Annotated in this window: 31 protein-coding genes and 1 tRNA gene; 6 read left to right on the top strand and 26 right to left on the bottom strand. The window is 68.3% G+C overall.

Annotated features, from left to right (window positions below; genetic code table 11):
• Window positions 1-255 precede the first annotated feature (255 nt).
• Together LI336_RS01155 and LI336_RS01150 are read left to right on the top strand one after the other, a co-directional pair.
• Entirely contained in the window at window positions 256-639 is a 384-nt protein-coding gene (locus LI336_RS01155; RefSeq protein ID WP_227130785.1) for a truncated hemoglobin, read from the top strand.
• A gap of 164 nt (window positions 640-803) precedes the next feature.
• Entirely contained in the window at window positions 804-1,358 is a 555-nt protein-coding gene (locus LI336_RS01150) for an acyltransferase (RefSeq protein ID WP_227130784.1), read from the top strand.
• Between the two features lie 128 nt (window positions 1,359-1,486).
• On the opposite strand, the gene LI336_RS01145 is transcribed toward LI336_RS01150, so the two are convergent.
• From LI336_RS01145 to LI336_RS01135, 3 genes are all read right to left on the bottom strand, one after another.
• Entirely contained in the window at window positions 1,487-2,275 is a 789-nt protein-coding gene (locus tag LI336_RS01145; protein ID WP_227130783.1) for a mechanosensitive ion channel domain-containing protein, read from the bottom strand.
• On the bottom strand, window positions 2,275-3,087 hold the full coding sequence (dacZ, locus tag LI336_RS01140; RefSeq protein ID WP_227130782.1) for a diadenylate cyclase DacZ: 813 nt from the start codon (window positions 3,085-3,087) through the stop codon (window positions 2,275-2,277). The genes LI336_RS01145 and dacZ overlap by 1 nt, the downstream gene beginning before the upstream one ends.
• Before the next feature lie 370 nt (window positions 3,088-3,457).
• Window positions 3,458-3,541: transfer RNA gene (locus LI336_RS01135), tRNA-Leu, on the bottom strand.
• Between the two features lie 85 nt (window positions 3,542-3,626).
• Here LI336_RS01135 and LI336_RS01130 point away from each other — a divergent pair.
• The gene (locus LI336_RS01130; RefSeq protein ID WP_227130781.1) at window positions 3,627-3,935 is read left to right on the top strand and encodes a transcription initiation factor IIB family protein; all 309 of its coding nucleotides are present in this window, start codon (window positions 3,627-3,629) and stop codon (window positions 3,933-3,935) included.
• A 20-nt stretch (window positions 3,936-3,955) separates the two neighbouring features.
• On the opposite strand, the gene LI336_RS01125 is transcribed toward LI336_RS01130, so the two are convergent.
• From LI336_RS01125 to LI336_RS01105, 5 genes are all read right to left on the bottom strand, one after another.
• The gene (locus LI336_RS01125; RefSeq protein WP_227130780.1) at window positions 3,956-4,444 is read right to left on the bottom strand and encodes a phosphopantetheine adenylyltransferase; all 489 of its coding nucleotides are present in this window, start codon (window positions 4,442-4,444) and stop codon (window positions 3,956-3,958) included.
• A gap of 85 nt (window positions 4,445-4,529) precedes the next feature.
• A complete protein-coding gene (locus LI336_RS01120; protein WP_227130779.1) occupies window positions 4,530-5,105 on the bottom strand; it encodes a winged helix-turn-helix transcriptional regulator in 576 nt (191 codons plus the stop codon).
• Window positions 5,106-5,168: 63 nt separating this feature from the next.
• Window positions 5,169-6,278, bottom strand: coding sequence for a glutamate--cysteine ligase (locus LI336_RS01115; RefSeq protein WP_227130778.1), 1,110 nt, complete (start codon window positions 6,276-6,278; stop codon window positions 5,169-5,171).
• 157 nt (window positions 6,279-6,435) lie between these two features.
• The gene (locus LI336_RS01110; protein WP_227130777.1) at window positions 6,436-7,092 is read right to left on the bottom strand and encodes a fibrillarin-like rRNA/tRNA 2'-O-methyltransferase; all 657 of its coding nucleotides are present in this window, start codon (window positions 7,090-7,092) and stop codon (window positions 6,436-6,438) included.
• Window positions 7,089-7,967: an NOP5/NOP56 family protein gene (locus LI336_RS01105; protein WP_227130776.1), complete on the bottom strand. Its 879-nt coding sequence runs from the start codon at window positions 7,965-7,967 to the stop codon at window positions 7,089-7,091. The genes LI336_RS01110 and LI336_RS01105 overlap by 4 nt, the downstream gene beginning before the upstream one ends.
• Before the next feature lie 280 nt (window positions 7,968-8,247).
• Here LI336_RS01105 and LI336_RS01100 point away from each other — a divergent pair, with 280 nt between their 5' ends.
• Window positions 8,248-8,412: a DUF7331 family protein gene (locus LI336_RS01100; protein WP_227130775.1), complete on the top strand. Its 165-nt coding sequence runs from the start codon at window positions 8,248-8,250 to the stop codon at window positions 8,410-8,412.
• Window positions 8,413-8,455: 43 nt separating this feature from the next.
• Here the strand turns inward: LI336_RS01100 and LI336_RS01095 are convergent, their stop codons facing one another.
• The 6 genes from LI336_RS01095 to paaA all read right to left on the bottom strand — a co-directional run bounded on the left by LI336_RS01095 (window position 8,456) and on the right by paaA (window position 12,448).
• Window positions 8,456-9,271, bottom strand: coding sequence for a hypothetical protein (locus LI336_RS01095; RefSeq protein WP_227130774.1), 816 nt, complete (start codon window positions 9,269-9,271; stop codon window positions 8,456-8,458).
• A gap of 329 nt (window positions 9,272-9,600) precedes the next feature.
• On the bottom strand, window positions 9,601-9,771 hold the full coding sequence (gene paaE, locus LI336_RS01090) for a 1,2-phenylacetyl-CoA epoxidase subunit PaaE (RefSeq protein ID WP_227130773.1): 171 nt from the start codon (window positions 9,769-9,771) through the stop codon (window positions 9,601-9,603).
• A 1-nt stretch (window position 9,772) separates the two neighbouring features.
• Window positions 9,773-10,246 (bottom strand): 1,2-phenylacetyl-CoA epoxidase subunit PaaD, encoded by a 474-nt coding sequence (gene paaD, locus LI336_RS01085; RefSeq protein ID WP_227130772.1) that lies wholly within the window; start codon window positions 10,244-10,246, stop codon window positions 9,773-9,775.
• 33 nt (window positions 10,247-10,279) lie between these two features.
• Window positions 10,280-11,152: a 1,2-phenylacetyl-CoA epoxidase subunit PaaC gene (paaC, locus tag LI336_RS01080; RefSeq protein WP_227130771.1), complete on the bottom strand. Its 873-nt coding sequence runs from the start codon at window positions 11,150-11,152 to the stop codon at window positions 10,280-10,282.
• Entirely contained in the window at window positions 11,152-11,496 is a 345-nt protein-coding gene (gene paaB / locus LI336_RS01075) for a 1,2-phenylacetyl-CoA epoxidase subunit PaaB (protein WP_227130770.1), read from the bottom strand. Before paaB ends, paaC begins: the two co-directional genes overlap by 1 nt.
• A gap of 7 nt (window positions 11,497-11,503) precedes the next feature.
• The gene (gene paaA, locus LI336_RS01070) at window positions 11,504-12,448 is read right to left on the bottom strand and encodes a 1,2-phenylacetyl-CoA epoxidase subunit PaaA (protein WP_227130769.1); all 945 of its coding nucleotides are present in this window, start codon (window positions 12,446-12,448) and stop codon (window positions 11,504-11,506) included.
• A 102-nt stretch (window positions 12,449-12,550) separates the two neighbouring features.
• Here paaA and LI336_RS01065 point away from each other — a divergent pair, with 102 nt between their 5' ends.
• Window positions 12,551-13,195 (top strand): helix-turn-helix domain-containing protein, encoded by a 645-nt coding sequence (locus LI336_RS01065; RefSeq protein WP_227130768.1) that lies wholly within the window; start codon window positions 12,551-12,553, stop codon window positions 13,193-13,195.
• A 90-nt stretch (window positions 13,196-13,285) separates the two neighbouring features.
• Here LI336_RS01065 and LI336_RS01060 read toward each other — a convergent pair whose 3' ends face one another.
• From LI336_RS01060 to LI336_RS01050, 3 genes are all read right to left on the bottom strand, one after another.
• Window positions 13,286-15,460, bottom strand: coding sequence for a histidine kinase N-terminal 7TM domain-containing protein (locus LI336_RS01060; RefSeq protein ID WP_227130767.1), 2,175 nt, complete (start codon window positions 15,458-15,460; stop codon window positions 13,286-13,288).
• Window positions 15,461-15,616: 156 nt separating this feature from the next.
• The gene (locus LI336_RS01055) at window positions 15,617-16,003 is read right to left on the bottom strand and encodes a PaaI family thioesterase (protein ID WP_227130766.1); all 387 of its coding nucleotides are present in this window, start codon (window positions 16,001-16,003) and stop codon (window positions 15,617-15,619) included.
• Between the two features lie 75 nt (window positions 16,004-16,078).
• Window positions 16,079-16,816: a queuosine precursor transporter gene (locus tag LI336_RS01050; protein ID WP_227130765.1), complete on the bottom strand. Its 738-nt coding sequence runs from the start codon at window positions 16,814-16,816 to the stop codon at window positions 16,079-16,081.
• 226 nt (window positions 16,817-17,042) lie between these two features.
• Between LI336_RS01050 and LI336_RS01045 the strand changes: the two genes are divergently transcribed.
• The gene (locus LI336_RS01045; protein ID WP_227130764.1) at window positions 17,043-17,807 is read left to right on the top strand and encodes an enoyl-CoA hydratase/isomerase family protein; all 765 of its coding nucleotides are present in this window, start codon (window positions 17,043-17,045) and stop codon (window positions 17,805-17,807) included.
• Between the two features lie 30 nt (window positions 17,808-17,837).
• Here the strand turns inward: LI336_RS01045 and LI336_RS01040 are convergent, their stop codons facing one another.
• From LI336_RS01040 to LI336_RS01000, 9 genes are all read right to left on the bottom strand, one after another.
• Window positions 17,838-18,668 (bottom strand): alpha/beta fold hydrolase, encoded by an 831-nt coding sequence (locus LI336_RS01040; RefSeq protein ID WP_227130763.1) that lies wholly within the window; start codon window positions 18,666-18,668, stop codon window positions 17,838-17,840.
• A 123-nt stretch (window positions 18,669-18,791) separates the two neighbouring features.
• The gene (locus LI336_RS01035; RefSeq protein WP_227130762.1) at window positions 18,792-20,402 is read right to left on the bottom strand and encodes a long-chain-fatty-acid--CoA ligase; all 1,611 of its coding nucleotides are present in this window, start codon (window positions 20,400-20,402) and stop codon (window positions 18,792-18,794) included.
• Window positions 20,403-20,613: 211 nt separating this feature from the next.
• Entirely contained in the window at window positions 20,614-21,444 is an 831-nt protein-coding gene (locus tag LI336_RS01030; protein ID WP_227130761.1) for a VOC family protein, read from the bottom strand.
• Window positions 21,445-21,507: 63 nt separating this feature from the next.
• On the bottom strand, window positions 21,508-22,380 hold the full coding sequence (locus LI336_RS01025) for an amidohydrolase family protein (protein ID WP_227130760.1): 873 nt from the start codon (window positions 22,378-22,380) through the stop codon (window positions 21,508-21,510).
• A gap of 177 nt (window positions 22,381-22,557) precedes the next feature.
• The gene (locus LI336_RS01020; RefSeq protein ID WP_227130759.1) at window positions 22,558-22,977 is read right to left on the bottom strand and encodes a hypothetical protein; all 420 of its coding nucleotides are present in this window, start codon (window positions 22,975-22,977) and stop codon (window positions 22,558-22,560) included.
• 72 nt (window positions 22,978-23,049) lie between these two features.
• A complete protein-coding gene (locus tag LI336_RS01015; protein WP_227130758.1) occupies window positions 23,050-23,895 on the bottom strand; it encodes an E3 ubiquitin ligase family protein in 846 nt (281 codons plus the stop codon).
• A 170-nt stretch (window positions 23,896-24,065) separates the two neighbouring features.
• The gene (locus tag LI336_RS01010) at window positions 24,066-24,554 is read right to left on the bottom strand and encodes a MaoC/PaaZ C-terminal domain-containing protein (protein ID WP_227130757.1); all 489 of its coding nucleotides are present in this window, start codon (window positions 24,552-24,554) and stop codon (window positions 24,066-24,068) included.
• A gap of 89 nt (window positions 24,555-24,643) precedes the next feature.
• On the bottom strand, window positions 24,644-25,207 hold the full coding sequence (locus LI336_RS01005) for a DUF5518 domain-containing protein (RefSeq protein ID WP_227130756.1): 564 nt from the start codon (window positions 25,205-25,207) through the stop codon (window positions 24,644-24,646).
• Between the two features lie 117 nt (window positions 25,208-25,324).
• Window positions 25,325-25,798: a DUF5518 domain-containing protein gene (locus LI336_RS01000; protein WP_227130755.1), complete on the bottom strand. Its 474-nt coding sequence runs from the start codon at window positions 25,796-25,798 to the stop codon at window positions 25,325-25,327.
• Between the last annotated feature and the right edge of the window lie 42 nt (window positions 25,799-25,840).

Here is a 25,840-nt window from a genome sequence, read left to right as displayed (position 1 = left end):
TGACCAGCGACACTCGCGAAGCCCGCTGTTAGATCGACCTCGATTCACGCCTCTCGTCTCCGGGCTGACAGGGGAACCGACGCACCGTCGTCGACGTTGGAGCCGTCGTACCCGCCGTGGAGGATGGAGCGCGTCGATGGGTTCGGTCGGACGAGAACGGATACAGGTTGACGAATCGGAACAGGTTCCGGATTTCGGAGCCCGAATGCCAGCGTATACGCAAGATATTTCGTCTTTCGTTCGTATCTTGCCGCCATGACGGAGGACACCTTGTACGACAGGCTCGGAGAGGAGACGGGCATTCGGTCCGTCGTCGACGACTTCTACGACCGGCTTCTCGCGGACGACGAGTTGGGTCCGTTCTTCGAAGGTGCGGATATGGAGAAACTCCGCCGGACGCAGACGGACTTCCTCTGCGAAGCGGCGGGTGGGCCCCAAACCTATGACGCGGAACCGGTCCGCGAGGCGCACCTCCACGTGCCGTTCACTCCCGACCTCGTCCAGCGAGCGCTCGCGTTACTACAGGAGAGTCTAGACGCGTTCGACGTGCCCGAATCCGACGCGGACGCTGTCGTGGAGGCGGTCGCTGCATACGAAGCGGACCTACTAGCGAGCCCCGAGGACACCACGGCGGACTGACTCGGAGAACCGCAACGAGCACGCCCGGCAGGTCGCCCGAGAGACCACCGTGCGCCGAAAGCCCGCGTATCGAAAGGAGAGGGAGCGCGTCCGTCGGTCGAAACTCGCTCCAGACGGGGACGTTGCGGGATGGATTCAAGACCCAGTGGCGGCTACGGGGTAGCGTGAGCGACGACGAGTCCGTCGGCGACGACCGAACGAGAGAGGACGACACCCCCAGGCACGACCGCGTGCGGAGCTATCCGACGCAGGGCCCATTGAACTCGCTCCAGCACTGGACGGACGCGAAGTCACCGCTTCGCGTCGCGCTGAACTACGTCGTCGTCTGGCTCGTCCGTATCTCGCCGAGCCTGAAACTGAAGACGTGGCTGCTGCGACGCATCGGCGTCACCGTCGGCGACGGCGTCTCGTGGGGGCTGGAGGCGACGCCGGACGTGTTCTGGCCCGAGCACATCACGATACGCGACCACGCGATCATCGGGTACGACGCGACGCTGCTCTGTCACGAGTTCCTCCAGGAGGAGTACCGCGTCGGCGACGTCGTCGTCGGCGAACGCGCGATGATTGGCGCCGGCGCGGTCGTCCTCCCCGGCGTCGAGATCGGTGACGGGGCGCAGGTCGCCGCGAACTCCCTCGTCACGCGCGACGTCCCCCCGGGCGCGACCGTCGCAGGCGTTCCAGCCCAACCGATGAGCGAAGAAGACGTTCAGGAGAACTGACTGCCCGCACCAGCATACGGCCGCCGCCAGGCGGCCGTTTCCACTACCGACTCCGCGAGCATACGCCCGCCGCCAGGTGGCCGTGTCTACTTGGCCTGCGCTGGGGTGTGCGTGAACGAGAGCGGTGGTCAGCGTTCGCGGGCGACGCCCTCGCGGAGTACCTTCCGGTTCGGGACGACGTACTCCATGTCGTCGTCCTCGACGCGCGTGACGAAGAGGTCGACCTCTTGGACGACGCCCTCGCTGTCGCCGATGCGGACGCGGTCGCCGATACTGTACGGTTGCTCCAGGAGGAGGTAGACGCCTGCGGCGCCCGACGGGAGGAAGTCCCAGAGTGCTATGACGCTGAACACGACGATACCGAAGAAGTACACGAACAGGAGTACGATGAGTGCCGCCGTCGCGACGCCGAGTTGACTGAGCGAGATGAGTGCCGCGATGTAGAGCACGCTGTACTTCACGACGCGTGGGATGAACGAGACCTCGGGGAGTTTCACGCCCCGGAGGCGTTCGCTGACGACGAGTTCGGCCTTGTCCGCGACGACGAACCCGACGACGAGCACGAGCACCGCGACGAACAACTGCGGTACCATCTCGACGATGACAGCCCAGAACAGCGCCGCGTTCAGTCCGGCGACGTACACCGCGACGAGTATCGCGAACCCGTACACGAACCACGAGCTCAGCCGCGAGATGATGTCGACGGTCGACGTTCCGAGGCTCTGTGCGGTCCGCTCGAAGGACGTTCCCTCGACGGCGTCGTCGACGTCGGCCGCGTTGAGGGCTCGACGGCTGAGTTTCCCGATGAGGAACCCGACGGCGAACCCGATGGCGACGACGACGCTCGCGAGCACGAACCGGTTCGAGATCGCGTTCTCGACCCACCGGACCGCGTCACCGAGCTGTAGGAGTACCATCAGTAGTCCTCCGGATCGATCTCCAGGACGAGTTCACCACCCTTGAACGCGCGAACGAGGCCGTCGCTCTCCGAGAGGACGATGGCGGTCGCGTTCGTGTCTCGCGTCACCGCGCCCGCCGCCATGTGTCGCGTCCCCAGGCCCTTCGGGATGTCCACGCCCTCCGCGGACGGCTCCAGGTACCGGTACGCGCTCACGATCTTCCCGGAGTCCGAGATGACGAACGCACCGTCGAGTCGCGAGAACTCCTTGAGCATCACGTTCACGATGGGGTCGCCGACGTGCACGTGACTCTTCTCGAAGGGATTGTACGAGAGCGGCCGGGACTTGTTCATGACCTTCCCGGCGTCGCCGACGACGAACAGCGCGCCGACGGGCTCGCCCTTCTGGCCTTTCTTCCCGAGTTCCACGACGAGCTCGAGGACGTTCTTGATGACCGCCGCTTCGGCGCGCGAGTTCGCGAACAGGTCGTAGACGCCCGACCGAACGTCCTCGTCGGCGCGGACTCGCGAGACGGTGTCTGCGGTCCCGTCGAACACGCTGGTCGCGCACACGACCACGTCACCGCCGTCGATGAATCCCTGTTCGAGCGCGCCTTCGAGCCCGAACTTCACGCGCTGGGAGACCTCGTCGAAGTCCAATGGCAGTTCGACGAACGCGTCCGCGTCGACCGAGTTCTCGGTGGCGACGACGACGACGTCGGTCTCCTCGAGGTCGTCGAACCGCTCGAAGTACGAGCCGCTCGGCGAGAACAACACTACGGCGTCGACGTCAGCGAACAACCCGTCGAACAACTCGCCGATATCCTCCATGACGCAGACAGAATCGCCGGTGCGTCAAAAAGCCTTGTGCAGCGTCCGACGCGAGTCAGACGACTGTCACCCGCCTCCTGTCAGAACGGAAGACGTTTCGACCGACGAGCGCCTCGCGGTCAGTCGATAGCGTACACCGTCGTGGCGGAGTGGAACTGGAGCCACACCGCCCAGTAGAGCTGGCTGCCTTCGGCGGCCGACGCCAACCGCTGACCGGCGAACGGGCCGACGACGCCCACACGAGGACACGCTGGACCGGATTCGAACCGTCTGAATACGGTCGACCTCGCTTCCCCCGGTCGCTGCGACTTCCAGGGTTCAATCCGGTCGATTCGATGCCCACGGCTCACGATGTGTTCGCCGCGAGAAGTGCGCGGGACCGGATTTGAACCGGCGGACTCCTACGAGACAGCGTCCTAAGCGCTGCGCCGTTTCCTGGCTTGGCTACCCGCGCGCGGCCCGAACGTACGCCCCGAGTCGTTCAAGAACCTGTCGTCTCGGACGCGAGATTGAAGGTTGAGGCCGCCCCAGGAGGAGGTGTGTATCGAGCGAGCGACCGCGTGGACAACGAGGCGTGGATCGAGGAGCTACAGGCGGTCTGTGAGCGACTGGAGCTCGATTCGCCGGCGCGGACGACCGCCACTGACCTGTTCCTCTCCACGGCGCCCGAGTCCGACCGGTCCAAGCCCGCGGCGATCGCGGCGAGCGTGTACGCGGCGGCGCTCCTGGAGAGCGACGAGCGCTCGCAGACCGCGGTCGCGGAAGCGGCGGACGTCTCACGGTTGAGCGTCCAGCAGCGCTGGAAGGACGTCCTCGAAGAGGCAGGGTTCGAACCACCGTCCTGGTAGTTCGCTGGAGAATCGGGGGGTCAGCGTGTCGCGTCCCGGCCGTCGCGGTCGGGCGTCACGGTCCCGTGCTCGTCGATCTCGCCGTTCACGATGCGGGTCGACGAGATGACGTCACCGTCCTCGGCGATGACGTGGTCGACGACGACGATCTCGAGCGGGTCGACGCCGGCCTCCTCGCGGAGGTCGTTGATGCGTTCACCGGTATCCACGGTCTCCGGCGAGACGACGAGCGCGTCGAACCGTGGCTCGGTCGCGATGCCGGTCGGCTCGGTGAGCTCGTGGACCGTGAACTCGCGGTCGTACTCGGCCGCGAGCGGCTCGAGTTCCCGTTCCAGGTCGCGTCTCCGGTCGGCGAACGACCGGACGTACCGGTCGACGTGCCGCGTCTTCGGTGCGAGCTCGTCGCTCGTCAACCCCACCGTCACGTCCCCGAGTTCGAACGCGCGCTCGAACAGCGCACGATGCCCGTCGTGAACTGGGTCGAACGTCCCACCCAGCGCAACATTCATGCCCGAACGGTCGACCGGACGCGGCATAAAAGGATTGAATCCGGGGACCCCTGCGTCCCGCGGCGCTCGCGGCCCGCCGGACGCGTCACTCGTCGGTCGACGTCGTCGCGTCGTCGTCCGCGTCCGCCTCGTCCGCGTCCGCGTCCGCCTCGTCCGCGCCCGCATCCGGGTCGGCGTCCACGGCGTTGGACTGCACGGTGATGGTCACCGGCTCGTCCTCGGCATCGACGGGTTCGAGCGCCTCCTCCTCCTCCTCCTCCTCGTCGAGGAGCGAATCGAGGTTGAACACGGTGTTCAGTTCGTCCTGTACCTGCCCGACGACGCCCGAGACGAGTTCGCTCGGTGCGATAGCCGTGTACTCGTAGGGGTTGTTCCCGGCGCCCGAAGCGGCGCGTTTCTCGCGGTGAACCTTCTCCTCGTCGTGCAGTTCGGCCAGGGCCTCGCGGACGGTACTCGGGTACAGGCCCGTCCCTTGCGCGATCTCCTCGCTCGTGGACGCGGGATTGGCCTGCAGGAAGATGTAGATCTTCGCTCGCGTCTCCGTGTCGAGCACCCACGAGAGGAGGTCGACGATGCCGGAGTCGAAGCCGTCGACGGCCTGCTGGCGTCGCGTGGATGGTTCGTCGTCCTCAGCCGGTGTCTCCGCCTCGTCCCTGGTCATGTCCTTTCACTGAGGACACAAGCCGTGTGGGGGTAAAAACCCATTGCTCGGGGGTGTTCGCGCTCACCGACCGAGGACGAGGGACTCGCAGAGCGCGTCGAACCCTTCGGCCTCCAGGATGCGTCGTTGGCGTTCGGCGCCGCTGTCCGCGTCGAGGACGTCGCGGATGCCGGTGACGCCGAGGCGGTCGCATTCGCCGTCCACGACCTCGGCGAGCGAGACCGTACCGTCGCCATCGAGTGCGACGAACTCGGCGTCGTGGCCGTACCGGAGCGCCCGCCACTTGTTCTCGTCCAGGAGTTCGCGCCGATGCTGGTGGGGGTACCCGTCGCTGCGGTCGTCCCACGGGTCCGCGAGGTCCGCGTAGCGCTCGCGGAGGTCCACGACGAGCGCATGCACGTACTCGACGAACGCGAACACGACCGCGGGGTCAGCTTGGCCGTCGGGCGCTCGAATCTCGACGGTCCCGTGCCCGGAGTGCGGGCGGACGTCGTACCAGAGCTCTCCGCGGTCGCGGATGCTCTCGGTGTCTATCATCCGGTTCTCGAACGCGGCGAAGTCGTCGTAGCCGTCGAACGCGGTCGGCATCCCCGTGTTCGGGAGGCCCTCGAATATCTTCGCGCGAGCCGACGCCAGTCCGGTGTCGTAGCCGTCCCAGAACGGCGAGTTCGCGGCGAGTGCGAGCATCGGCGGGAGGTACCAGCGGAGTTCGTTCGCGATCCACGTCGCCGCGTCCGCGTCGTCGACGCCCACGTGCACGTGCAGTCCCGCGGTCGTGTTCCGATGCTGGGGGTACTGGATGCGGTCGAGCTGGCTGCGGTACCGGGGTTTCTCGGCGTGCTCGAGCTCCCGCCAGCGCGCACCCGGGTGGAGGCCGGCGCCCGCGACCCGGAAGCCCTGGCTCGCCGCGAACTCGACGAGCGCGTCCCGGACCGCGTGGAGGTTCTCGCGGGCGTCCCCGAGGTCCTCGCATTTCGGAGTTTGGGTCTCGATGACGGTCTTGAACAGCTCGTGGTCGAGCCGACCGGCGAGCAACTCGGGCGGGTCGCCGTCGTACACGAGGGCGTCGCTCCCCGAGACCGGACGGCCGGCCTCGTCGACGACGAAGAACTCCTCCTCGATACCGAGTGTCCCCGCGTCCTCGAACGCCTCGCGCGACCCGCGCTTGTCCATCGACGCCACGTTTGCTCGCACGTGATAAAAGGAGTACGGAGTCGGCAGGTCGCCGTGCACGACCGCGAGCCCTTTCGTGGAACTGGCCACCGGCGCGAGGCGTTCGTGCGTCGCACGGTGCCGTCAGCGCGAGGCTGCCGTGCGTCGACCGTTGCCGTCAGTGCGGTCGGGCGACGACTGCGAGGTGGTCGTCGTGGTACGGTTCGAGGCTCGCGGTCTCGAGGACCTCGTAGCCCTCGCGGAGGTCCGCGAGGACGGCGTCGAAGACGTCGCTCGGGTCGTCGGTGACGTCCTCGCTCCGGGCCTTGATGGCGAGCGCGAGCCGGCCGTCGTCGGCGAGGAATCGGCGGTTCCGGAGCGCCACGTCGGCCTGGCCGCGCGTCGCGACGTCCTGCACGAGGAGGTCGCAGTCGGCCTCGACGACGTGCGCGTACGACTCGGGTTTGCGGGCGTCGGCGAGCAGCGGGAACAACCGGTCGCGGTCGTCGGCGACCCGACAGAGGTCGCGTACTGGTCGCGGCGCGAACTCGACGGCGTACGTCGCCCCGGCGACGTCCGCGACGTGGCTCGCGGTGGTGCCGGCGGCCGCGCCGAGGTAGAGCACCGTCGCGTCCGCCGTCAGGCCAGGGTCGAGTCCGACCGCGTACGTCGCGGCGAGCTTCGAGCGCGAGGCGTCCCACGCGCGCCAGTCGCCGTCGGTCGCTTCCGGCCCGACGGGCGATCCCTGGGTGGCGAGGGTCTCGCCGTCACCGAAGTCCCGACGCGCCAGTCCCTCGGGGAGCGTCGCGTCCTCGGGCGCGGGTGCGTCCGTCATTCGCCCGCACCTCCGTCGTCACCGCCGGCGTCGTCGGGCAGTTCGTCGCCGGTGCGAGCGCGGATGGTGGCGATGCGGTCGTCGAGCTCCGCCTCGATCTCGGGTTTGGGTTCGCCGCTGTAGTGGTCGATGCGCGCCGCGATGGAGAGCTTCCCGGCGAGTGCGCGAGCCGCGGACCCGCGGTGCTCGGGGTGCGTGCCGCGGACGTACTCGTGCGTGTAGATGATGCCGTGCTTCGGCGAGGACGCGCGACCGCGGAGGTGCGCGAACAGTGCGTCCTCCGCGCCGAGCACCTGGACGGTCCCGCTCGGTTTCTTCGCGAGCGTCTCCAGGCTCCCCGCGAGCGAGACGAGTCGCGCGGCGAGCACCGGTCCGGCCATCGACGCGAGGTTCGGCGCGACCGTCGGCGCCTGCTGTTCGATGAACCCACGCAGGTCCTCGGCCTCCGCGTCCAGCTCGACGACGCGTTCGGCGAGCGAGATGGCGCGTTCCTCCGCTGGCGTCTCCGCGTCGCGCTCGGCGACCCGAGCGGCGAGGTCGACGCCGCCGCCGGAGACGTCGAAGAGCGCGCCAGCCCACTCCGCGGCGCGCTCGGCGAGTTCGTTCGCAGTGCGCGCGCAGTCGTCCATCGCACGGACCGCGTGCACGAGCTGCTGGTCGTCCGCACGCTCCCGTTCGACGGCCTCGGCGCGCGCCGCCGCGACCGTCGCCTCGTGGAGCGCGTCGTAGTACGCGTCCTCGTCGGGCGCGAACCCGGCGTCGACCGCGCGAGCCGGCCAATCAGCGGGCTCGCTCGCGGACCCGTCGCGGACCGCCACAGCCGCCCCGTCGACGTCACCGGGCTCGCAGTTCGCGAACCAGCCGTCGTCTGTCATGGCACCCACTCCTCGGGCCATCGGGTTAACGCCCCCGACTCGTCGCGCACCCGCACCGACGACCACGAGGAACCCCCGCCGCCGAGTTGCTGCATCACCAGCCGGCAGCCCCCTGCACGCGCCCGGTTCCGCCGACGCCACGCACCACGTCCTAGAACCTCCTAGAGGAGTCAAGACCCCTCGAAGGACGTTCCACACACACCCCCGGAAGGCTTATGTTCATCACCCCCTCGGGAATAGTTAGCATCGCGCGGGCTACAGCCCGCACGACTCTCCCCCCATGGACAGCACGAACGACGGAGCGACGAACGCCGACCCGCCCGAGATAGCGAACAGATTCTGCGCACGCGACGCCGACGACGGCAGCGTAGAAATCTACGACGAGGAGAACGCCGACGCGTGGATCCGCTCCGACTACACACTCGAACTCGGGCGACCCTCGTAGCCACGAACCGACGCGGGCCGCTGGGTGGCGACCCGTCTCGTTCTCACCACGACGCCGGCAACAGCACGTAGCGGAGCGTGAACAGCGAACCTGACTGCACGACGACCAGCGGCTCGCCCGCCCCCGTCTGCACGACCACGTCGCCGTCGAGCGCCCGTGCAAGTGCCGCCAGTTCCGCGCTATACCGGTTCGCGACGTCCGGCCCGGAGACCTCGCCGTCGAGCGTCGCCGTGGCGTGCGCGAGCGACAGCTCGCTCCCCACGTCCAGCACGAACTCGCCGTCGTCGACGACGAACGGATACCCGTCGACGGTCTCCGCGAGGTCGACCGCGTCCGCGAGCCGCTCCAGCGCCCCAGCGTCCGTCTCCACGCGCGTCGGCGCGACCGAGCCATCCTCCAGCCGGAACCGGTCCTCGTCGTCGAACCGCGACGGCAGCTCCGTCGTCACCGTCCCGAGGACCTCCGGCCCGTGCCGACACGCCACCTGCACGGTCTCCTCGCTCGTCCGCAACTCGAGGGTCCCCGCGAACGCATCCTCGGGGTCACCGAGCAGGACGACGTCCACTTGCTCCGCCGCCAACCACTCCAACCACCCGAGCGCCGCATCGATATCGAAGATCGCGACCGCCGGACCATCGATGTGGACCGTCACGTCGTCGAACGCCTCGTGCGCGACCGTACAGTACGCCGCCATCGACGTGTCCCGCTTCCCCGCCGGCGTCTCCACGCGCTCCCCAGTCACGCGAACCAGCATCTCGTCGTAGTACACCCCATCGTCGGTCCCGAGCGCCGCCAGATCCACCATCTGCCGCAACCCCGACCGACTCGCTGACAACGTCGCCAACGGCTCCCGCGTCATACACCAACGCACCGAGTCCGTCGACAAAAACGAATCGCCTCACCGACAACCACCCCATACATCCCACCAGCAAGAAGCGACCAGGCCGCTACACCCAGACGCTCGCGCAATCAGACACCCCAGAACAGAAACAGCAACCTCGCGGCCGTCATATGCTCGTGCGGGCAGAAGAGGTAGAAACGGCGGCGTCGCGGCCGCCGTACGCTCGTGCGGGCAGTCTCTCCCAGAACAGAAACGGCGGCGTCGCGGCCGCCGTACGCTCGTGCGGGCAGTCTTCTCCCAGAACAGAAACGGCGACCTGGCGGCCGCCGTATGCTCGTCCGGGCAGGTTACTCGAACTTCTCGAACGGCTGCTCGCAGCTGTTACAGTAGTGCATCGACCGGCAGAGCGACGGTCCTTTCGGGTGTTCGCGCTCGGTCTCGGTCGAGCCACAGTACGGGCACTCCGCGCCCTCCATGTCGCCGCTCGTCTGGACGGATGGGTCGAGTCGTCGACTCATGCTAGACGCTCAGGCCGAAGTCGTTCAGGTCGGCCTTGCCCTGTTCGGTCACCATCTCGAGGCCCCACGGCGGGTTCCACACGAGGCGGAGCGACACGTCCTCGACGCCGTCGACGTCCGCGACCGCATCCTCGACGTCGCTCATCAGCATCTCGCGAGCGGGACACCCCGAGTACGTGAGCGTCATGTCGACCTCCGCGTGCCCGTCCTCGACGGTCACGCCGTACAGCAGGCCGAGGTCGACGATGCTCACGGGCATCTCGGGGTCCTCGATCGCGTAGAGGGCGTCCCAGACCGCGCGCTCGACGCCCTCGGCGTCGGCGCCCGTCGCCGGGAGCTCCTCCGTGTTCGGCGCGTCGACGTACTCGTACTCGGTGTACGCACACGCCGTCGCAGCGGGTTCGTCGCAGTCGTCTGGTGATGCGTCGACGTCCTTCGGGACGTCGCTTGGGTCGTAGGGTACGTCGCTATCCATCGTGTGGTATCTCTCTCAGTTTGTGACGAGACCTCAGGCCTCGTCGGGGTCTTTCATGATGCGGTTCGCCTCGTGGCGGTCGAGCTTCTGGTACGTGTGCGTGAACTCCTCCTGGAGGTCGAACCACGCGTCCGTATGGGACTGGTCGCGGCCGACGTGCTCGGGGAGGTCGAACTCGCTGTGGTGGACGTCGTACTGCTCGGGGAGTTCCGCGTCGTCCACGCTGACGCCGAGGTCCTCGAAGAACGGGACGACGACGTCCAGCCACTCCTCGCGCATGACGTCGAGCGGGTCCGACCGCAGGCCGAGTTCGTCGATCCGGTCCTCGACGTCCTCGTCGGTCGGCGCGAACAACGTGAGCGCGTACGGGAACAACCGGTCGAACGCGGTCTGGAGTCGCTCGAGGCCTTGCTTCTCCTCGGCGAGCCGGCTCATCCAGTTCTCCGCGTGCTCGCGGTGGTAATCCTCTTCCTGGATGATCTTCTGGATGCGGTCGCGGATACGCGGGTACGACGACTCCTCGAGGGCCTCCAGTCGGATGTACTCCGCCTGGTCGTAAAGGTACGATCGGACGATAGCGTCCGCCCAGTCGCCCTCCGCGAACGGCTGCTCGACGAGCGTGCTGTGACGCCACTCGCTCGGGTCGCGCTCCCAGACGAGCTCGCTCTCGGTGTACCCGAAGTCCTCGAGCAGGTCGTACCAGAGGCGAGCGTGCCCGAGTTCGTCCTGCGCGATGTTCGCGAGCGCCAGGTCCGATTCGAGCGTCGGCGACCGCACCTGCCACTCCGTGTACCGCTCCGCGACGACGAACTCGTCGTCAGCGAGCCGATAGAGGAGGTGCTCGACGGCCTCCTGCTGCTCGTCGGTCAACTCGTCGGGCGCCGGCAGCGACTCTTTGACCGCCATCAGTCACCACCCTGCGCTTCCTGCTTCTCCTGCTGGACCTTCCGGCGACGGTCGGCCTCGGCCTGCTCGTCCGTCGACTCCTCGACCTCCGACGCGGCGGCCTCGAAGTCGTAGGTGACCGCCCACCGGTAGGACTTGTCGGTCGTCCCACCGAACTTCGCGTCCTCGGTGTCGACCTCGCCGATCTCGTCCTTCGGCGCGACCCACAGGCTGTTCGTCGGCTTCCGTCGCGCGTGCTGGACCTCCGCGAACATGAGCGCCATCTCGCGGTCAGGCGCGTGCACGTTCCCGCAGTGCTCGTGGTAGTCGCCAGCGTTCTCCTGGCGGAATACTTCCCAGATCATGGCTGTATCAGTCCGCCGCCTGCTGTTGCGTAGACCCGAACTCTCGGGCCTCGTGCTCGTCGAGGACCTCGCGGACCCAGTCGACGGCCTCTTGGGCCTTCTGGCGGCCGTTTATCTGCTGGTGGCTGCCGTCGTAGTCGTTCTTCGCGATGGTGAAGAACTCGTCCCAGTCGAGGTCCTCCTCGACGACCTCGTACGTCCCGTCGTCGTTCTTCCGGATGCGCGGTTCGTCGGGGATCTCGAGCCCGTACTTCTCGGCCTTCGGGATGTACGCGTTCAGGAACGCGGTCCGGAGTTCGTCGTTCCCCATCTGCTTGAGGCCGACCTCGCTCGCGAACCCGTGGTGCGTGGACTTGTCGTTCGTCGGCCCGAAGAACTGGATGATGCGCGGCCACCAGACCTCGAAGGCCTCCTGGGTCATCTCCTGTTCCTTCTTCGAGCCCGTCATGAGCTCGTGGAGGATGGCTTCGCCGTGCTTGACGTGGAAGCCCTCCTCGAAGCAGACCTTGTCCATCGCGTGGGCGTACGGCTCCCAGCTGGTGCGCTTGAGTGTCGCCTGCCGGCGCATCGCGGCGCCGTCGACGAAGAACGCGATCATCGGCGTCTCGACCCAGCTCTCCATCGGGTAGTGGAAGCAGTTCAGGAACTTCCCTTCGCCGTTGGCGAGCTCGTCGAGCATCTCGTCGCGCGTCTTCAGGCCGAGGGATTCGGCCGCTCGGTAGAGGAGCTGGCCGTGCCCGATCTCGTCCTGGACCTTCGCGCTGCAGGCGAGCTTCCGGTCGAGGCTGGGCGCTTCGCGGATGAAGGGGCGTTCGAGGTACGCGCCCATGATCTCGGAGTTCGCGTGGAACTGGATCATGCGGGTCGCGGCTTTCCGGTACTCCTCTGGCAGGTCGTCCTTGGGGCTGAACTCGCGCGGGCCCGCTCGACGTTTGACCTCCTCGATGTCCATAATGGTTCATCATCACCTAGCACGTCCAGGGACAAACGAGTACACCACCACATGTGCGGGCCTTAAGTACCCGTGGGTGGTAGTGGCTGTCGTGATGGTCGCGTGATAGAGGAGTGCCTGGTCGTCGAATTCCGCGTCACCGGCGACGACTGCCCGCTCGCCGCCGCGACGCGCGAGACGGAGACGACCGTCGAAGCGAACCCGCCACAGTTGCGCCAGGACGGCAACGTGCTCCTGCAGTGCTCGACGAGCGCGAGCGACGCGGACGCGCTCGCGGACGTCCTCGACACCGACGACCGCCTCCGGTACCTGCACGCGGCCCGGGTCGGTGAACGCGTCAACTTCCGGTGTCTCTCGAAGCATCCCTGCGTCGTCCAGCGGCTCACCGACGCCGGGTTCATGGTGGAGTCGCTGCGGTACGACGAGGGCGAGGAGCGCTATACGGGCGCAGTCGTCGGCCGCGACGTCCTCGACGGCGTGATGGCGGCCGCGGGCGAGACGGTCGGCGTCACGCTCCAGCGCATCTACCCGCTCGGGTCCGAGGACGATCAGGCCGTCGCGGAACGCTGGCCGTTCACGACCGCACAGGAGGAGGCGATGCGGACGGCGTACGACCTCGGGTACTTCGAGGTTCCCCGTCGCGTGGACGCAGGCGAGGTCGCCGACGCGCTCGGCGTCAGCAAGTCCGCGTTCCTCGAACGACTCCGTCGCGGACAGGCCGCGGTGTTCGACCAGCTGTTCGGCTGACACCGACCCGACACCGCGTCGGTCGTCCGCGTGCTGGCCGTCCACGTCACCGCGTCGGTCGTCCGCGTGCTGGCCGTCCACGTCACCGCGTCAGCCGTCCGCGTGCTGGCCGTCCACGTCGCCGCCTTCGCCGTAGGCATCGCGGTTGCGGTCCGCGTCGATGTCCACGACGAACCGTGCACCGCCCGTATCGCTCTCGGTTGCACGAACGGCCCAGTCGTGTGCGTTCGCGATGGTCTCGACGATGGCGAGTCCGAACCCGGTCCCGTCCTCTCGGGACGTGACGCCGGAATCGAAGATGGAGTCGCGTTCGGCCGGCGGGATGCCGTCGCCGTCGTCACTCACGGCGAACGCCACGACTGGACGGTCCTCGGGCGCGTGCACGTCGTCGCCGTCGGCTTCGTCTCCGTACTCGACGTCGACGGTCACCGCGACGTCGCGGCCGCCGTGTCCGGGTGCGTTCCCGGACGCGCTCCGGGAGCAGGGAGAGCCGTGCTCGACGCTGTTCCGGAACAGGTTCTCGAGGAGTCGCTGGAGCCGCGACCGGTCGGCCTGGATGATCGCGCCCGTGCTGGCCTCGAGCGTCGACGCTTCGGTCGCGACCGAATCCCAGGCGTCCTCGACGACCGCATCGAGCGACACCGTCGTCACGCCGTCGACCGAATCGCCTTCGCGAGCCAACGCGAGCGCGTCGTCGATGATCCGCTCCATGCGGTCGTGCGCGGACGCGACCTCGTCGAGCGCGTCCAGGTCGCCGTCGCGCGCCATCTCCAGATAGCCGTTCCCGACCGTCAGCGGGTTCCGGAGGTCGTGACTGACGACGCTCGCGAACTCGTCCAGCCGCTCGTTCGTGCGTTCGAGTTCCCGCTCGCGGCGGTTCCGGTCGGTGACGTCCCGCGAGTTCAGGACGACGCCATCGACGACCGGGTCGTGCACGAGGTTCGACGCGAACGTCTCGAAGACGCGATACGAGCCGTCGGCGTGCCGGATGCGGTACTCGACGCGCGTCTCGTAGCCGGGGTTGTCGACGCCGTCGCGGAACTCCGCGACGATGCGGTCGCGTTCGTCCGGATGCAGGCGCTCGCGACCGGCGCGCCCGACCCACTCGTCCTGGTCGTACCCGAGGAGCGACTCGATGGCGGGACTGTCGTACTTGATCGTGCCGTCCGCGTCGAGGACGGTTATCATGTCCGAGGAGTTCTCGATGAGCCGCTGGTAGCGTTCCTCGACGCGACGACGTTCGGTGACGTCCCGGAGGAGAACGAGTCGCGTCCCCCTCTCGTCGTTCGAGAGCGACTGCACGTTCACGTCGAAGTGCTTCGTGACGTCGTCGGACTCGACCGTCACCTCGTCCGGCGTCTGGACGGCGGGCGAGACGGCGGGTTCGAGGAACGGGAACGCGTTCGTCACGTCCTTGCCGACGACTTCGGCGGCCGCCGGCGTGCCGAGCGTGGCGACGGCGGGGTTCGCGTCGACGATGCGGTCGGTGTCGTCGACGACGACGACCGCGTCCTGCATGTCCTCGATGACGGTGTCGCGAGCGACCGGCGAGATACGGAGCAGGTCGTGCCGGGAGACCGCGTACCAGAGCGGGAAGACGGCGAGCCCGAACCCGACGACGGTGAGGTCGACGTTGTTCTGCGGGCCCCGCCCGAGGAACCAGACGACGTTCGTGAGGAACGGGAGGGTGACGCCGACGACGACGGCGAGCGATTGCGCGCGGAAGAGGCTCTCCGACCGGACCGCCGACCGGACGAGGAGGCTGATGGACGCGAGGATGACGAGGTAGGAGACGACGACGTGCGCGCGAGCGGCCGGCCCGAGTGACCGTTCGAGTTGGACGACGCCCGCGACGGTCTGGGTGTCGACGGCGACGACGTAGAGCTGGTGGTGTCGCGGGCTCGTGAGGAGTAACGCGAGGACGACGAACGCTTCGGCGACGAGCGGGCCGACCGTCCACCGGTTCACCCAGCGGTCGTTGTCGGTGTACGCCAGCGCGAACGCGAGTAATCCCAGGGTGCCGCCGGCAGCACCGACGTACTGGACGGCGAGGAACGCTCGCTTCGCGGCGAGCGTCGTCGCGCTGAGCTGGAGGACGTCACCGAACCCCCAGACGGCGATGGAGAGCGTCAGGAGGACGAAGCTGCGGACGACCAGCAGGTCGAGTTTCCGTCGCCGGATCGTGACGATGTACGCGAACAGCGCGAACGAGAGCGTCGCGGAGACGGCGGTCGGGGTGACGTACGGCGTGAACTGCCAGGCCATGTCGACGGTTCTAGCTACAGACCGCTCTGCGCGTGCTTTAGTGTGATGGGCACGAGGGCGGCCAGCGCCGACGGTACTGGCCGATGTCTCCGTCTCCGGAGGTGGTTCGTCCTGGAACCGTCCGGGTTTCCGGCGGCCACCGGACCGCCGGTGCCGTTATCCGGTCTTGTACACGCCGCGAGCGTCGGCGACGAGGGTGTCGTCGGCGGCGGCGTACACTTCGACGTCGACGGTGCCGACGTCGCCGCCGACGCGGACGACGTCGGCTTCCGCGCGGAGGTCGCCGGTGCCGGCGTCTAGGTAGTCGATGCGCATGTCGATGGTGGGGACGGGCTGGTCGACCTCGGAGACGAGCGCGGCGCCGCCGACGGTGTCGGCGAGCGTGAACGTCACGCCGCCGTGAGCCATGAGGCGGTCGGCGTTCCACGACAGGTCCTCGCGCATCTCCAGGTAGCCTTCCGCGTGGCCGGCTTCGGCTTCGGTCACTTCCACGCCGAGCAGGTCGGCGAACGGCATCTCCTCGAAGAACGCTTCGATGTCCATACCGGGTCTGCGACGGGTGGCGAGATAAAACGTGGTGGGTCGACGCGAGCGTGGTGAGTAGACGCGGGGGCGGGTTTATCGGGTCGCGGGGTCGGCTGTCGCGGCCCCGTCACCGAACCGGTCGACGAGCGCGACGACGGCGTACACGAACGGCGTGTCGACGAGCGCGACGAGGAGCTTGAAGACGTACTGGCCGACGATGAGCGAGAGGATGACGTTCGTCGGCGTGCTCCCACCGGTGCCGAGGACGGCGGGCGCGAGGGAGAACGCGACCGACACGAAGATGACGGTGTCGAGGAACTGGCTGGTCGCGGTCGACCCGATGTTGCGCAGCCAGAGCTTCTCGCCGTCGGTGTACTCGCGGATGCGGTGGAAGACGAGGACGTCCCAGTTCTGGCTGACGACGTACGCGAGCAGCGACCCGAGGACGATGTTCGTGCTCGCCCCGAGGACGGTCGCGAACGTCGACGGGTCGATGGGCTGGTCGGGGAGGGCGGGTGCGGCGATGGTCGACCAGACGAGCAGCAGGACGACGAAGTTCATCGCGAACCCGACGTTCACCATCACGGTCGCCGCGCGACGCCCGTACAGTTCGGCGTAGCAGTCGCTCGCGAAGAACGTGAGAGCGTACGCGAGCGCCGCGCCGGGGAGGACCAGCGCGCCGCCGGCGAGCGGGAGCTCGAAGGGGAGGCCGAACATGAGGAGTTTGCTTGCGGTGAGCTGTGCGGTCGCGAGTGCCGTGACGAAGAGTCCGATGAGCGCGACCTGCCCGATGGCGGCCGCATCCCCGGCGCGAGGCGCCCGTGCTGTCATGTCGGATAGCCGTGCGCTCGGGAAGCTTTTCAGGGTTTCTATCCGCTGCGGCGAAATCCGGTGAGAGCGACCGGGCGGTTCATCGAGTCGCACCGAAGGAACCCTCGGTGGTGACCTGGGTCTTCCTCGAAGGCTACTGGCGTGCTCCGAGCGCGGGGGTCGGGACGACGAACCGTCCGGTAGCGACCCCCGAACAATTAAGCACCAATGGAGAGTTCAACGAGGTATGCGAGTAGAGGACGAAGACGGCGTGCGCACGATAACGTTCGACCGGCCGGGGATGATGAACGCGATGGACATCGAGGTCGCCGAGGAGCTCGCCGACGCGGTCGACGAGACGACCGTCGAGGAGCACGACGCGGTCGTCATCACGGGCGACGACCCGGCGTTCTCCGCGGGCGGGGACATCCAGGCGATGAAACAGCGCGAGGAGGGGCCCCACGAGGCCTACGAGCGCGTCGCGGAGTCGTTCAATCGCGCGGCGGCGACGATCATGCAGTCGCCGGTGCCGGTCGTGGCGAAGGTCAACGGCGACTGCGTCGGCGCTGGCCTCGCGATCGTCGCGGCCGCTGACTTCGCGTACACGGTCCCGGACGCGACGTTCTCGTGTGCGTTCATCCGGATCGGGCTCATCCCGGACACGGGCGCGACGTTCACGCTCCCGAAGCTCCTCGGGCTCCGGACCGCGAAGCGGTTGACGATGACCGGCGAGTTCTTCGACGGCGAGGAGGCCGAACGCATCGACCTCGTGAACGAGGCGGTCGACCCCGAGGACCTCGACGAGGCCGTCGACGCCATCTGCGGGAAGCTCGGTCGCCGGCCGACGCGCACGGTCGGGATGACGAAGCAGGCGATCCACGAGAACCTCGACAACGACTGGCGGAAGGCGCTGGACTACGAGAACCACATGCAGGTGCAGGCGTACATGATGGACGAGCACGAGGAGGGCGTGGACGCGTTCCTCGAGGGCCGCGACCCCGAGTGGGACTGAATCGGACCCGATTCCTGCGCGCTCGTGTCGTCAGTCCGCGTCGGCGAGGAACCGTCGGATGGCGCCGTCGAACGCCGCGGGGTGCTCGATGACCGCGTCGTGACCGACGCCGTCAAGGAGCGCGAGCCGGCCGTCGGGGAGGCGACGCGTGGCGTCGCGGAACCCGTCCTCGTCGAAGAACGGGTCGGCGGTGCCGCCGACGACGAGCGTCGGCACGGGCACGTCGTGGAGCGCGTCCCGGCCGTCGTGCGCGAGACTGGCGTCGACGGACGCCGTGAAGTCGCTCGGATGCCGGGGGGTCGCGACGAGGTCGTACCCCGCGCTCCCGGCCTGCATCACCCTGGCACGTAATCCGGTGGCGACGAGTCCGTACGCGTCCCGGTATATCGGTCCCCAGCGTTCCTGCCTGGCGAGCGCACGCCACCGCTGGAGGCGCGTCTCGCCCGCGGTCGACAGTTCGGTACCGGCGAGGCCGAGTATCGCGCGGTCGACGCGGTCCGGGCGGTCCGCGGCGATGTGCTGGACGACGAACCCGCCGAGGGACAGCCCCAGGAGGTCGACGGCCTCGACGCCCTCCGCGGTCGCGAGCGCGTCGAGCGCCGTCGCGTAGTGCCCCGCCATCTCGCGGGTCGTCCGCGCCCCGGCGAGCCCCGGCGGTCGGGACAGCATGTAGACCGTGCGGGCGTCCCGGTATCGACGCAGGTAGAGCGCCATGAGGCCCGCGAACCAGCGGGCGTCGCCGACTCGCTTCAGCGGGTCGTTCAACCCGGGAACGACGACGAGGACGCCGTCGGCGTCGCCGCCACCCTGGACGCGAACGTACGAATGGCCGTGTATCGACCCGGTGGCGACGACTCCCATCACGCTCCCGGTAGCGAGCGCACGGAGAAAAGGCGGTCGACTTCCCCGCGTCCACGACCGGTCGACGACGACGCCGTCCACACGGGGTCGCGACGACACGGTCCGCGCGGGGTCGCGAGCGAGCTAGCCCTGGCCGACCATCGACTCCTCGCCGTCCCACTCGCGCTGCCGGAGCTCGTACTTCTGGACCTTCCCGGTCGCGGTCTCGGGGAGTTCCTCGACGAACTCGACGCGCGTGATGCGTTTGAAGCTCGCGACGCGGTCGGCGACGAAGTCCTTCAGGCCGTCCGCGTCCACGCTCGCGTCCGCGGCGAGCACCACGAACGCCTTCGGCGTCTCACCCCACCGATCGCTCGGCGCGGGGATGACCGCGGCCTTCGACACCTCGGGGTGCTCGTAGAGGACGTCCTCGAGTTCGATGGTGGAGATGTTCTCGCCGCCGGAGATGATGATGTCCTTCTTGCGGTCCTGGATGGCGACGAACCCGTTCTCGTCCCACGTCGCGAGGTCGCCCATGTGGTAGTAGCCTTCGCGGCGTTCGCTGAACGCCTCCTCGGTCGCCTCCGGCTTGTTCCAGTACTTCTCCATCACCTGGTTGCCGCGGACGACGATCTCGCCGATCGTGGAGCCGTCCCGGGGGACGTCCTCGCCGTCCTCGTCGACGACGCGGACCTCGGTGCCGAGGTACCCGATGCCCTGGCGTTTCATGAGGCCGAACCGCTCGTCGTCGGACTTCCCCTCGAAGTGCCGGGGCGTGTGCGAGGTCGTGATGAGCGGGCCGGTCTCGGTCGCGCCGTAGACGTGCATGAGCGTCCACTCGAACTCGCCTTCGACGGTCCGGAGCGTCGACTCGGGCGGGGCGGCACCGGCGGTGGCGGCACGAACGTCGTTCGCGCCCGTGGTCTGGACGTCGCCGTCCTGCTGGTCGTAGTAGTCCATGAGCATGTTCAGGACCGTGGGGGCGGCGCAGAGGTAGGAGACGTCCTCGGTCTGGATGGCGTCGAAGACGTCGGGGGCGTCGACGCCGCGCGTGCAGACGTGGGTCGCGCCGTTGCCCGTGATGGAGTAGATGTGCCCCCAGCCGTTGACGTGGAACATCGGGAGCGTCCACAGGTAGACGTCGTCGTCGCTGATCTCCTGGTGCGCGGTGACGAGGTACGAGTGAAGGGTTTCGGCGCGGTGCGTGCGGCAGACGCCCTTCGGGTCGCCCGTCGTCCCGGACGTGTAGTTTATCGTGACGACGTCGTCCTCCGTCATCTCGGGACGCTCGTAGTCGGCGCCGGCGGCGTCCAGTTCCGTCTCGACGTCGCGCCAGTCGCCGTCGACGGCGTCCGGGTCGTCCGTCACGAACAGGTCGGTCGGGACGTCGTCGCGGACGGCCTGTATCTTCTCGGCGTACTCGTGATCCGCGTAGACGACGTCGACGCCGGCGTCCTCGAGGATGTACGCGTAGTCCGCGGGGGTGAGTCGGTAGTTCAGCGGCGTGTGGACGGCGCCAACCTGCATGATTCCGTACGCGGCCTCGAGCTGGTAGTGGGTGTTCGGGTCGAGGACGGCGACGCGGTCGCCCTTCGCGACCCCCTCGGACTGGAGGAACGCGGAGAACGCGTCGGCGCGCGCGCCGAACTCTCGGTACGTGTAGCGGTCGCCCGTCGTCGCAACGATGGCTGTCTCGTCGGCGTAGTGCCGGCGAGCCCGGTCGAGGAAGTCGGTGACCAGTAGCGGCTTGTGCATCAACGATGGTTACGTTCAGGCCCGTTCAATAACCCCGGTTTGATTCAATAGTTACCGGAATGCGGAACCGAGTGAACCACGCGACCGAACGCTGGTCGGTGCACGTGCCGTACTACGACGGCGTTCGACGTCCTGCGTCACCGCTCGACGTGCTTCGTCGGCGTTCGACGTGCTTCGTCGGCGTTCGACGTCCTTCGTCGGCGTTCATGCGTCAGTGCGCGTACTCGACGACGCCGAGCCACGCCTCGAGCGCGGGATGGTCGAACCACGCGACGGCGTCCTCGCCCCACCGCGTCGGGTCCCCGATCGCGAACGCGTCTCGCGCGGCCGCCAGGTCGGTCGTCTCCACGAGGACGGCACACGGCGCGGGCCCGTACGCCGCGAGTCGTTCGGTGAGCCGCTGGGCGTCCGGTTCGGCGAGCGCGACGCCCGCCCCGGCGAACCGATGGACGGTCGCGCCGAACGTCTCCGGGTCGACGACTTCGGGGCGAGGGACGCCGAACAGGCGGTCGAACGTCTCCGTCGACCGACTCGCGTCGTCCGCGAGCACGACGACCTCGGAGATACCGCGAAGGGGCCCGCCGGCGAGTTCGGGGTCGGGCGTGATGCGGTATCGTCGCGGGGTCCGGTCCTCGATGAGGAACGGGAGCGTCGCCCCGAGTGCGTCCCCGAGAACGGCGGTCTCCCACTCGACTGAGACGCCGTCCGGACGTTCCCGGCCGTCGCGGTCCGGACCCGCGACGCGGACGCCGGCGTCCAGTGCACGCGAGAGCGCGCGTCGAACGTCGTCGACCGCGACGCACCACGCCGCCGGCCCCGCGTCGCCCGCGATGAACGACGGCCAGCGCGCGGGCGTCGCCTCGCCCGTGTTCGTGATGAGTTCCAGGTACGTGCCGTCGGGGAACGCGACGAGACTCATCTCGGTCGTCCCGTCGGCGTGCTCGCCGCCGTCGGTCGTCGGCAGTCCGACGGCGTCACACGCGCTCTCGCCCGCCGTCCGGTCCGCCCAGGCGCTCGCGACGTGGTCGATGCGGATGTCCATAGCTGGTACGCGCACGGCACCGAGAAAAGGGTCGCGGCGGTCTCGTGAAGCGAACCGGCGCCCTCAGAGCCCGAGGAACTCCTCGGCGTTCTCCCAGAGGAGCTTGCGCTGGACCTCCTCGCTGTACTCGAGGTTCGCGAACTGCTCCATCCACTTCTGGGGGTCGAGCATCGGGTAGTCCGTGCCGAACATCACCTTGTCCTTGAGGACGGTCTTCGCGTAGTGCAGGACCTGGTCGTCGATGTACTTCGGCATCCATCCCGAGAGGTCCATGTAGACGTTGCCCTTCTGCTGGCAGATGGCGAGTTGCTCCTTCTCCCAGGGGAACGCGGGGTGTGCAATCAGCATCTGGAGGTCGGGGTGCTCGGCGGCGACGTCGTCGAGCAGCATCGGGTTCCCGTACTTGATCTTCAGGCCGCGGCCACCGGGCGCGCACGCGCCGAGCGTCGAGTTCCCGCCGTGGAAGACGCAGGGGACGCCGAGGTCCTCGATGGTGTTCCAGAGTTCCTCGTGCTCGGGGTCGCTCGGGTCGAACCCCTGCGCGATCTGCTGGAACTTGAACCCGGAGAGGTCGAGGTCCTCGACGCACCGGATCGCCTCCTCGACGCAGTCGTCCTTGAGGGGGTCGACGCTCCCGAATCCGACGAAGAACCCGTCGTGTTCGTCCCGGACCTCGGCGACGTAGTCGTTCGGCACCGGCGGGTTCCCCGTGTTCGTCTCCGCGTCCCAGCCGAGCAGGACCGCTTTCGCGATACCGGCGCGCTCGTACTCCTCGCGCATCTGCTCGTAGTCGTTGGGCACCATCTCCTTCCCGAAGCGCTCGGCGGCGTCCTGCATCATCTCGCCGCCGGCGGTGAACAGGAACTCCTCGGTCGGCTGGTGGGCGTGCGTGTCGATGGCCCGCGGTTCGTCCGCGAGCACGTCCGGGAGACTCATATGTGCCCCTGGTACTGCCACTCGCAAAAACGTACCCCATCGCGCGAGCCCGCGGCCGACGCTTCCGCGACGGCAATCGCGTCGCCGGCCGTCTCACCCTGCGGCCGACGCCGACCGCGGCCGCAGGGAACCCGAGCGCGGAGCGAACCGCCCGCGGTGGGGCGCCATCGCGGCCGGTCAGTCCGACCCGTCCACGTCGGTCGTCGCCGCGTCCTCGTCGCTCTCGGCGGCCGCCTCGGCCGATTCGAGCGAGCGTGTGGCGGCGGACAGCAAGATTTCGACGACGAGGAACGCGCCGACCGCAGCCCAGAACTCGCCGAGGAAGGCGCTCGTGCCGACGTGCGCGACGAGGAGGACGACGAGCGCGGCGACGCACGCGCCGACCGCCCACGCGACGCCGTGCCAGCGCGATTCGTGCTCGGGCCAGGACCGCGAGTACGTCCGCGGCACCGACACGCCGAGGACGAACATCGTCAGGAAGCCAAGCGAGTCGTTCGCGGCGAGGTCCGTGACGAGGTAGCCCGTGGGGATGGCGACGGCGATGGCAGTGACGACGACGGCGAATCGCGTCGAGGAGAGGTACGACCGAACGTCCATGCGCCGTAGTCCCAGCCCAGGACGCAAAACGCTTCGCACTCGCCGCGCTCGTGCTTCGAGGCGCGTCCCGCGTCAGAGGCCGACCGCGTAGAGGACGCTCGCAGCCACGACGATGGCGCCGCCGACCATCGCAGGGAGCCCGTACCGGCTCTTGCTCAGCAACTCGTCCTCGCTGCGCGTCGAGAGGATGAACTCGTCGTCGCCCGCGGGCGTCACGACCGCGTCCTCGGGCCGGAGCCGTCGGTCCGGGTGCGCGTCGCCGTCCTTCGGTTCGACCGTCCCGAGGAGGTAGACGCTGTCGCCGGGCTGGACGACGCCCTCCTTGTACTTGCGTTCGCCGTGCGCGTTCCCGAAGTCGATGGCGTTGAATATCGACCCGGTCTGCTCGTCGATGCCGGGAGCCCGACGCTCGAACTCCTCGACGCGCGCCGGCGTCGGGTCGTCGGGCTCGAGTTGGTGTTCGACGGGGAGATGCTGGAAGTCGACGGTGACGCCGTCGACGGCGACGCTGTCGTCCAGCCCGTCGAGCGAGATGTTCGACGTCCAGTTGCTCGCGTCCGCGTTCGACCCGGGGCGAACGAGTATCTCCGCGCTCCCGTCGTCGACGAGGAACGGGACGGAGTCGTATCCTTCCGCGATCTCGTGCCACGAGCTGTTGTCACCGCCCTCCTCCCATTCGTCGACCTCCCAGCCGGCGGCGACGCAGCGTTCGCCTGAGAGCGGCGCCTCCATGGTCCCGGCGTCGTCCCCGGTCGCGACGACCTCGCCCTTGAGTTCGACGAGGCCGGGTTCGTCGACGTCCAGGACGCGCGAGGTCGGCGTTCCCGAGATCGCCTGATGGTACGCGCGTCGGCGGTAGCCCCACACGGTCGCGAGGCCGCCGACGACGAGTCCGACGAGACTGAACAGTACCGACATACGCAACACTCGTCGTCATGCTGACAAAAATCCATTGGGTTGTGCTCGTGCGACGACGGCGACGCTCGGGGCGAGTCGGGGCTATCGCCGGGATCGACGCTCAGGGCTAGTCGGGGCTATCGCCGGGATCGACGCTCAGGGCTAGTCGGGGCTATCGCCGGAATCGACGCTCAGGGCGATTCGGGGTCGTCCTCGTACGCGGCGCGTTTCTTGAACATGAACTTCATGTCGCCCTCGAGGAGGACTTCGTCGTCCTGGTTCCACGTGGTACCGTCGATGACGACGAGGCCGGCGTCCTCGCGGCTCTCGAAGTCCTGCTTGTCCGTCACTTCGAACTCGGCGTTGATGGTGTCGCCGATGGTGAGCGGGTTCGGGACGTCCATGTAGTTCATGCCGAGGAACGCGATGACGGTGCGCTCGACGAACCCGCACCGCTGGACCATGCCGGTGGTGAGGATGAACGTCATCGGGCCGTGCCCGATGCGTTCGCCGAACGGGCCGTCCTCGCTGTACTCCGCGTTCGTGTGGAGTTCCGTCCAGTCGTCCGCGAACATCGAATGGAAGACGAAGTCCGACTCGGTGACGGTGCGTCCGGCGCTCTCGAACGTCTTCCCGACCTCCATGTCCTCGAAGTAGTGGGGTTCGTAGCTGTAAGCCATACCCCGCCTTCGCAGGGTGTCAGTAAAAACGATGGTGGTCGATTTCACCCCCTGAGGGCGGGAACGACCGGCCCGGTGTCGTCGCGACGCTACCGGTCGACGTCCTCGCGGTCGTCGCCGGTCGCGTCCTCCGTCTCCACGTGCGAGTCGTGGGCCTCGTGCGAGTCGTGGGCCTCGCGGCGGTCAGCGGACGGCGTCGTGTCGAACCGACGGTCGTCGCGGCCGGCGAGTTCCGCGCCGAGCCACCCGCCGAGTGCGGCGAGCGCGACGTGGTAGACGACGGCGACGACGACGACGAACACGACGACGACCCACGCGAACACCGGCAGGCCGAGCGCGACGCCGGGGCCGCCACCGTTCGACGCGACCAGGCCGACCCAGCCGACGGTGAACAGCGACCCGACGAGCCCGATGACGAGGAGGGCAGGTATCGCCGCGAGCAGGCCAGCGAGCGCGCCGACGCGGACGCCGCGTCGCGAGACCGACCGCGTCCCGTCGCGTTCCCCGGCTTCGAGGTAGCCCGAGAGCGCGCCACCGACGACGGGGACGAACGGGATCCAGCTGAAGACGACCATGACGACCGCACCGAGGAGGGCGTTGACGAACCCGCTGCGAGAGCGACCGGTATCGGAGGTGGTGGAGTACTCGTTCATGCATCTACTACGATGGCGGAGATAGTAAACCAGGCCCTCCTGTCTCAGGGGTCGAGAAACGGGTTCGCGGCCGGTTCGACCGTTCGAGGGTCGGTGGAGTGGTTCGGTCGCTTTGGTTCAGAACTGGGTGTCGTCGAACTGGTCCTCGCGCGTTCGCTGGCCGTAGGTGTCGTCGGTCGACGAGGGACGGTAGCGGCGCTGGTAGGCGACGACGCCGAGGTACCCGCCGAGCGCGCCCAGCCCGAGCGTGTACGCGACGCCGCCGAGCCCGAAGAGGACGACGACGAACCCGACGGCCGCGGGGATGGCGCCGAGGAGCGTCACGCCGAGCGCGACGGTGAAGATCGCCCAGAGCACGAGGACCGTCGGGAGCGAGAACAGGAACCCGGCGAGTGCGCCGGCGACGGCGCCGCGGCGGCCGTTCTCGCGGAGGAGCCACCCCGCGACCGCGCCACCGACGAGCGGTGACCCCGGGATGAAGCCGGTGAGGAACGCGACGACCGCGCCGACGAGGCTGACGGCGGGGAGGCTGGTGCCGGTGGCGTCTCGAAGCGGCTGGAGCGGGTCGTCGCGGGGAGCACCTGTGGACATACCGTGTGCTTCCGCGTTCTGGGTGAAAAGTGATGGGTCAGG

This window comes from Halorubellus salinus (assembly GCF_020567525.1).
Taxonomy (GTDB): domain Archaea; phylum Halobacteriota; class Halobacteria; order Halobacteriales; family Natrialbaceae; genus Halorubellus; species Halorubellus salinus.
The sequence above is the reverse complement of the archived record's forward strand: the minus strand, read 5'-3'. Positions and strand labels throughout refer to the sequence as shown.

Bases quoted from the DNA above. Each gene is read 5' to 3' on its own strand.
- LI336_RS01100 (WP_227130775.1), top strand. From the start codon at position 8,248: ATGGACAGCACGAACGACGGAGCGACGAACGCCGACCCGCCCGAGATA.
- LI336_RS01115 (WP_227130778.1), bottom strand. From the start codon at position 6,278: ATGGACAAGCGCGGGTCGCGCGAGGCGTTCGAGGACGCGGGGACACTC.
- LI336_RS01045 (WP_227130764.1), top strand. From the start codon at position 17,043: ATGCGAGTAGAGGACGAAGACGGCGTGCGCACGATAACGTTCGACCGG.
- LI336_RS01030 (WP_227130761.1), bottom strand. From the start codon at position 21,444: ATGGACATCCGCATCGACCACGTCGCGAGCGCCTGGGCGGACCGGACG.
- LI336_RS01155 (WP_227130785.1), top strand. From the start codon at position 256: ATGACGGAGGACACCTTGTACGACAGGCTCGGAGAGGAGACGGGCATT.
- LI336_RS01105 (WP_227130776.1), bottom strand. From the start codon at position 7,967: ATGACAGACGACGGCTGGTTCGCGAACTGCGAGCCCGGTGACGTCGAC.
- paaA (WP_227130769.1), bottom strand. From the start codon at position 12,448: ATGGACATCGAGGAGGTCAAACGTCGAGCGGGCCCGCGCGAGTTCAGC.
- LI336_RS01110 (WP_227130777.1), bottom strand. From the start codon at position 7,092: ATGACGGACGCACCCGCGCCCGAGGACGCGACGCTCCCCGAGGGACTG.
- paaB (WP_227130770.1), bottom strand. From the start codon at position 11,496: ATGATCTGGGAAGTATTCCGCCAGGAGAACGCTGGCGACTACCACGAG.
- LI336_RS01010 (WP_227130757.1), bottom strand. From the start codon at position 24,554: ATGGCTTACAGCTACGAACCCCACTACTTCGAGGACATGGAGGTCGGG.
- LI336_RS01005 (WP_227130756.1), bottom strand. From the start codon at position 25,207: ATGAACGAGTACTCCACCACCTCCGATACCGGTCGCTCTCGCAGCGGG.
- dacZ (WP_227130782.1), bottom strand. From the start codon at position 3,087: ATGGAGGATATCGGCGAGTTGTTCGACGGGTTGTTCGCTGACGTCGAC.
- LI336_RS01035 (WP_227130762.1), bottom strand. From the start codon at position 20,402: ATGCACAAGCCGCTACTGGTCACCGACTTCCTCGACCGGGCTCGCCGG.
- LI336_RS01055 (WP_227130766.1), bottom strand. From the start codon at position 16,003: ATGGACATCGAAGCGTTCTTCGAGGAGATGCCGTTCGCCGACCTGCTC.
- LI336_RS01125 (WP_227130780.1), bottom strand. From the start codon at position 4,444: ATGAATGTTGCGCTGGGTGGGACGTTCGACCCAGTTCACGACGGGCAT.
- paaE (WP_227130773.1), bottom strand. From the start codon at position 9,771: ATGAGTCGACGACTCGACCCATCCGTCCAGACGAGCGGCGACATGGAG.
- LI336_RS01015 (WP_227130758.1), bottom strand. From the start codon at position 23,895: ATGTCGGTACTGTTCAGTCTCGTCGGACTCGTCGTCGGCGGCCTCGCG.
- paaD (WP_227130772.1), bottom strand. From the start codon at position 10,246: ATGGATAGCGACGTACCCTACGACCCAAGCGACGTCCCGAAGGACGTC.
- LI336_RS01145 (WP_227130783.1), bottom strand. From the start codon at position 2,275: ATGGTACTCCTACAGCTCGGTGACGCGGTCCGGTGGGTCGAGAACGCG.
- LI336_RS01000 (WP_227130755.1), bottom strand. From the start codon at position 25,798: ATGTCCACAGGTGCTCCCCGCGACGACCCGCTCCAGCCGCTTCGAGAC.
- LI336_RS01025 (WP_227130760.1), bottom strand. From the start codon at position 22,380: ATGAGTCTCCCGGACGTGCTCGCGGACGAACCGCGGGCCATCGACACG.
- LI336_RS01060 (WP_227130767.1), bottom strand. From the start codon at position 15,460: ATGGCCTGGCAGTTCACGCCGTACGTCACCCCGACCGCCGTCTCCGCG.
- LI336_RS01120 (WP_227130779.1), bottom strand. From the start codon at position 5,105: ATGACCAGGGACGAGGCGGAGACACCGGCTGAGGACGACGAACCATCC.
- LI336_RS01095 (WP_227130774.1), bottom strand. From the start codon at position 9,271: ATGACGCGGGAGCCGTTGGCGACGTTGTCAGCGAGTCGGTCGGGGTTG.
- paaC (WP_227130771.1), bottom strand. From the start codon at position 11,152: ATGGCGGTCAAAGAGTCGCTGCCGGCGCCCGACGAGTTGACCGACGAG.
- LI336_RS01020 (WP_227130759.1), bottom strand. From the start codon at position 22,977: ATGGACGTTCGGTCGTACCTCTCCTCGACGCGATTCGCCGTCGTCGTC.
- LI336_RS01040 (WP_227130763.1), bottom strand. From the start codon at position 18,668: ATGGGAGTCGTCGCCACCGGGTCGATACACGGCCATTCGTACGTTCGC.
- LI336_RS01050 (WP_227130765.1), bottom strand. From the start codon at position 16,816: ATGACAGCACGGGCGCCTCGCGCCGGGGATGCGGCCGCCATCGGGCAG.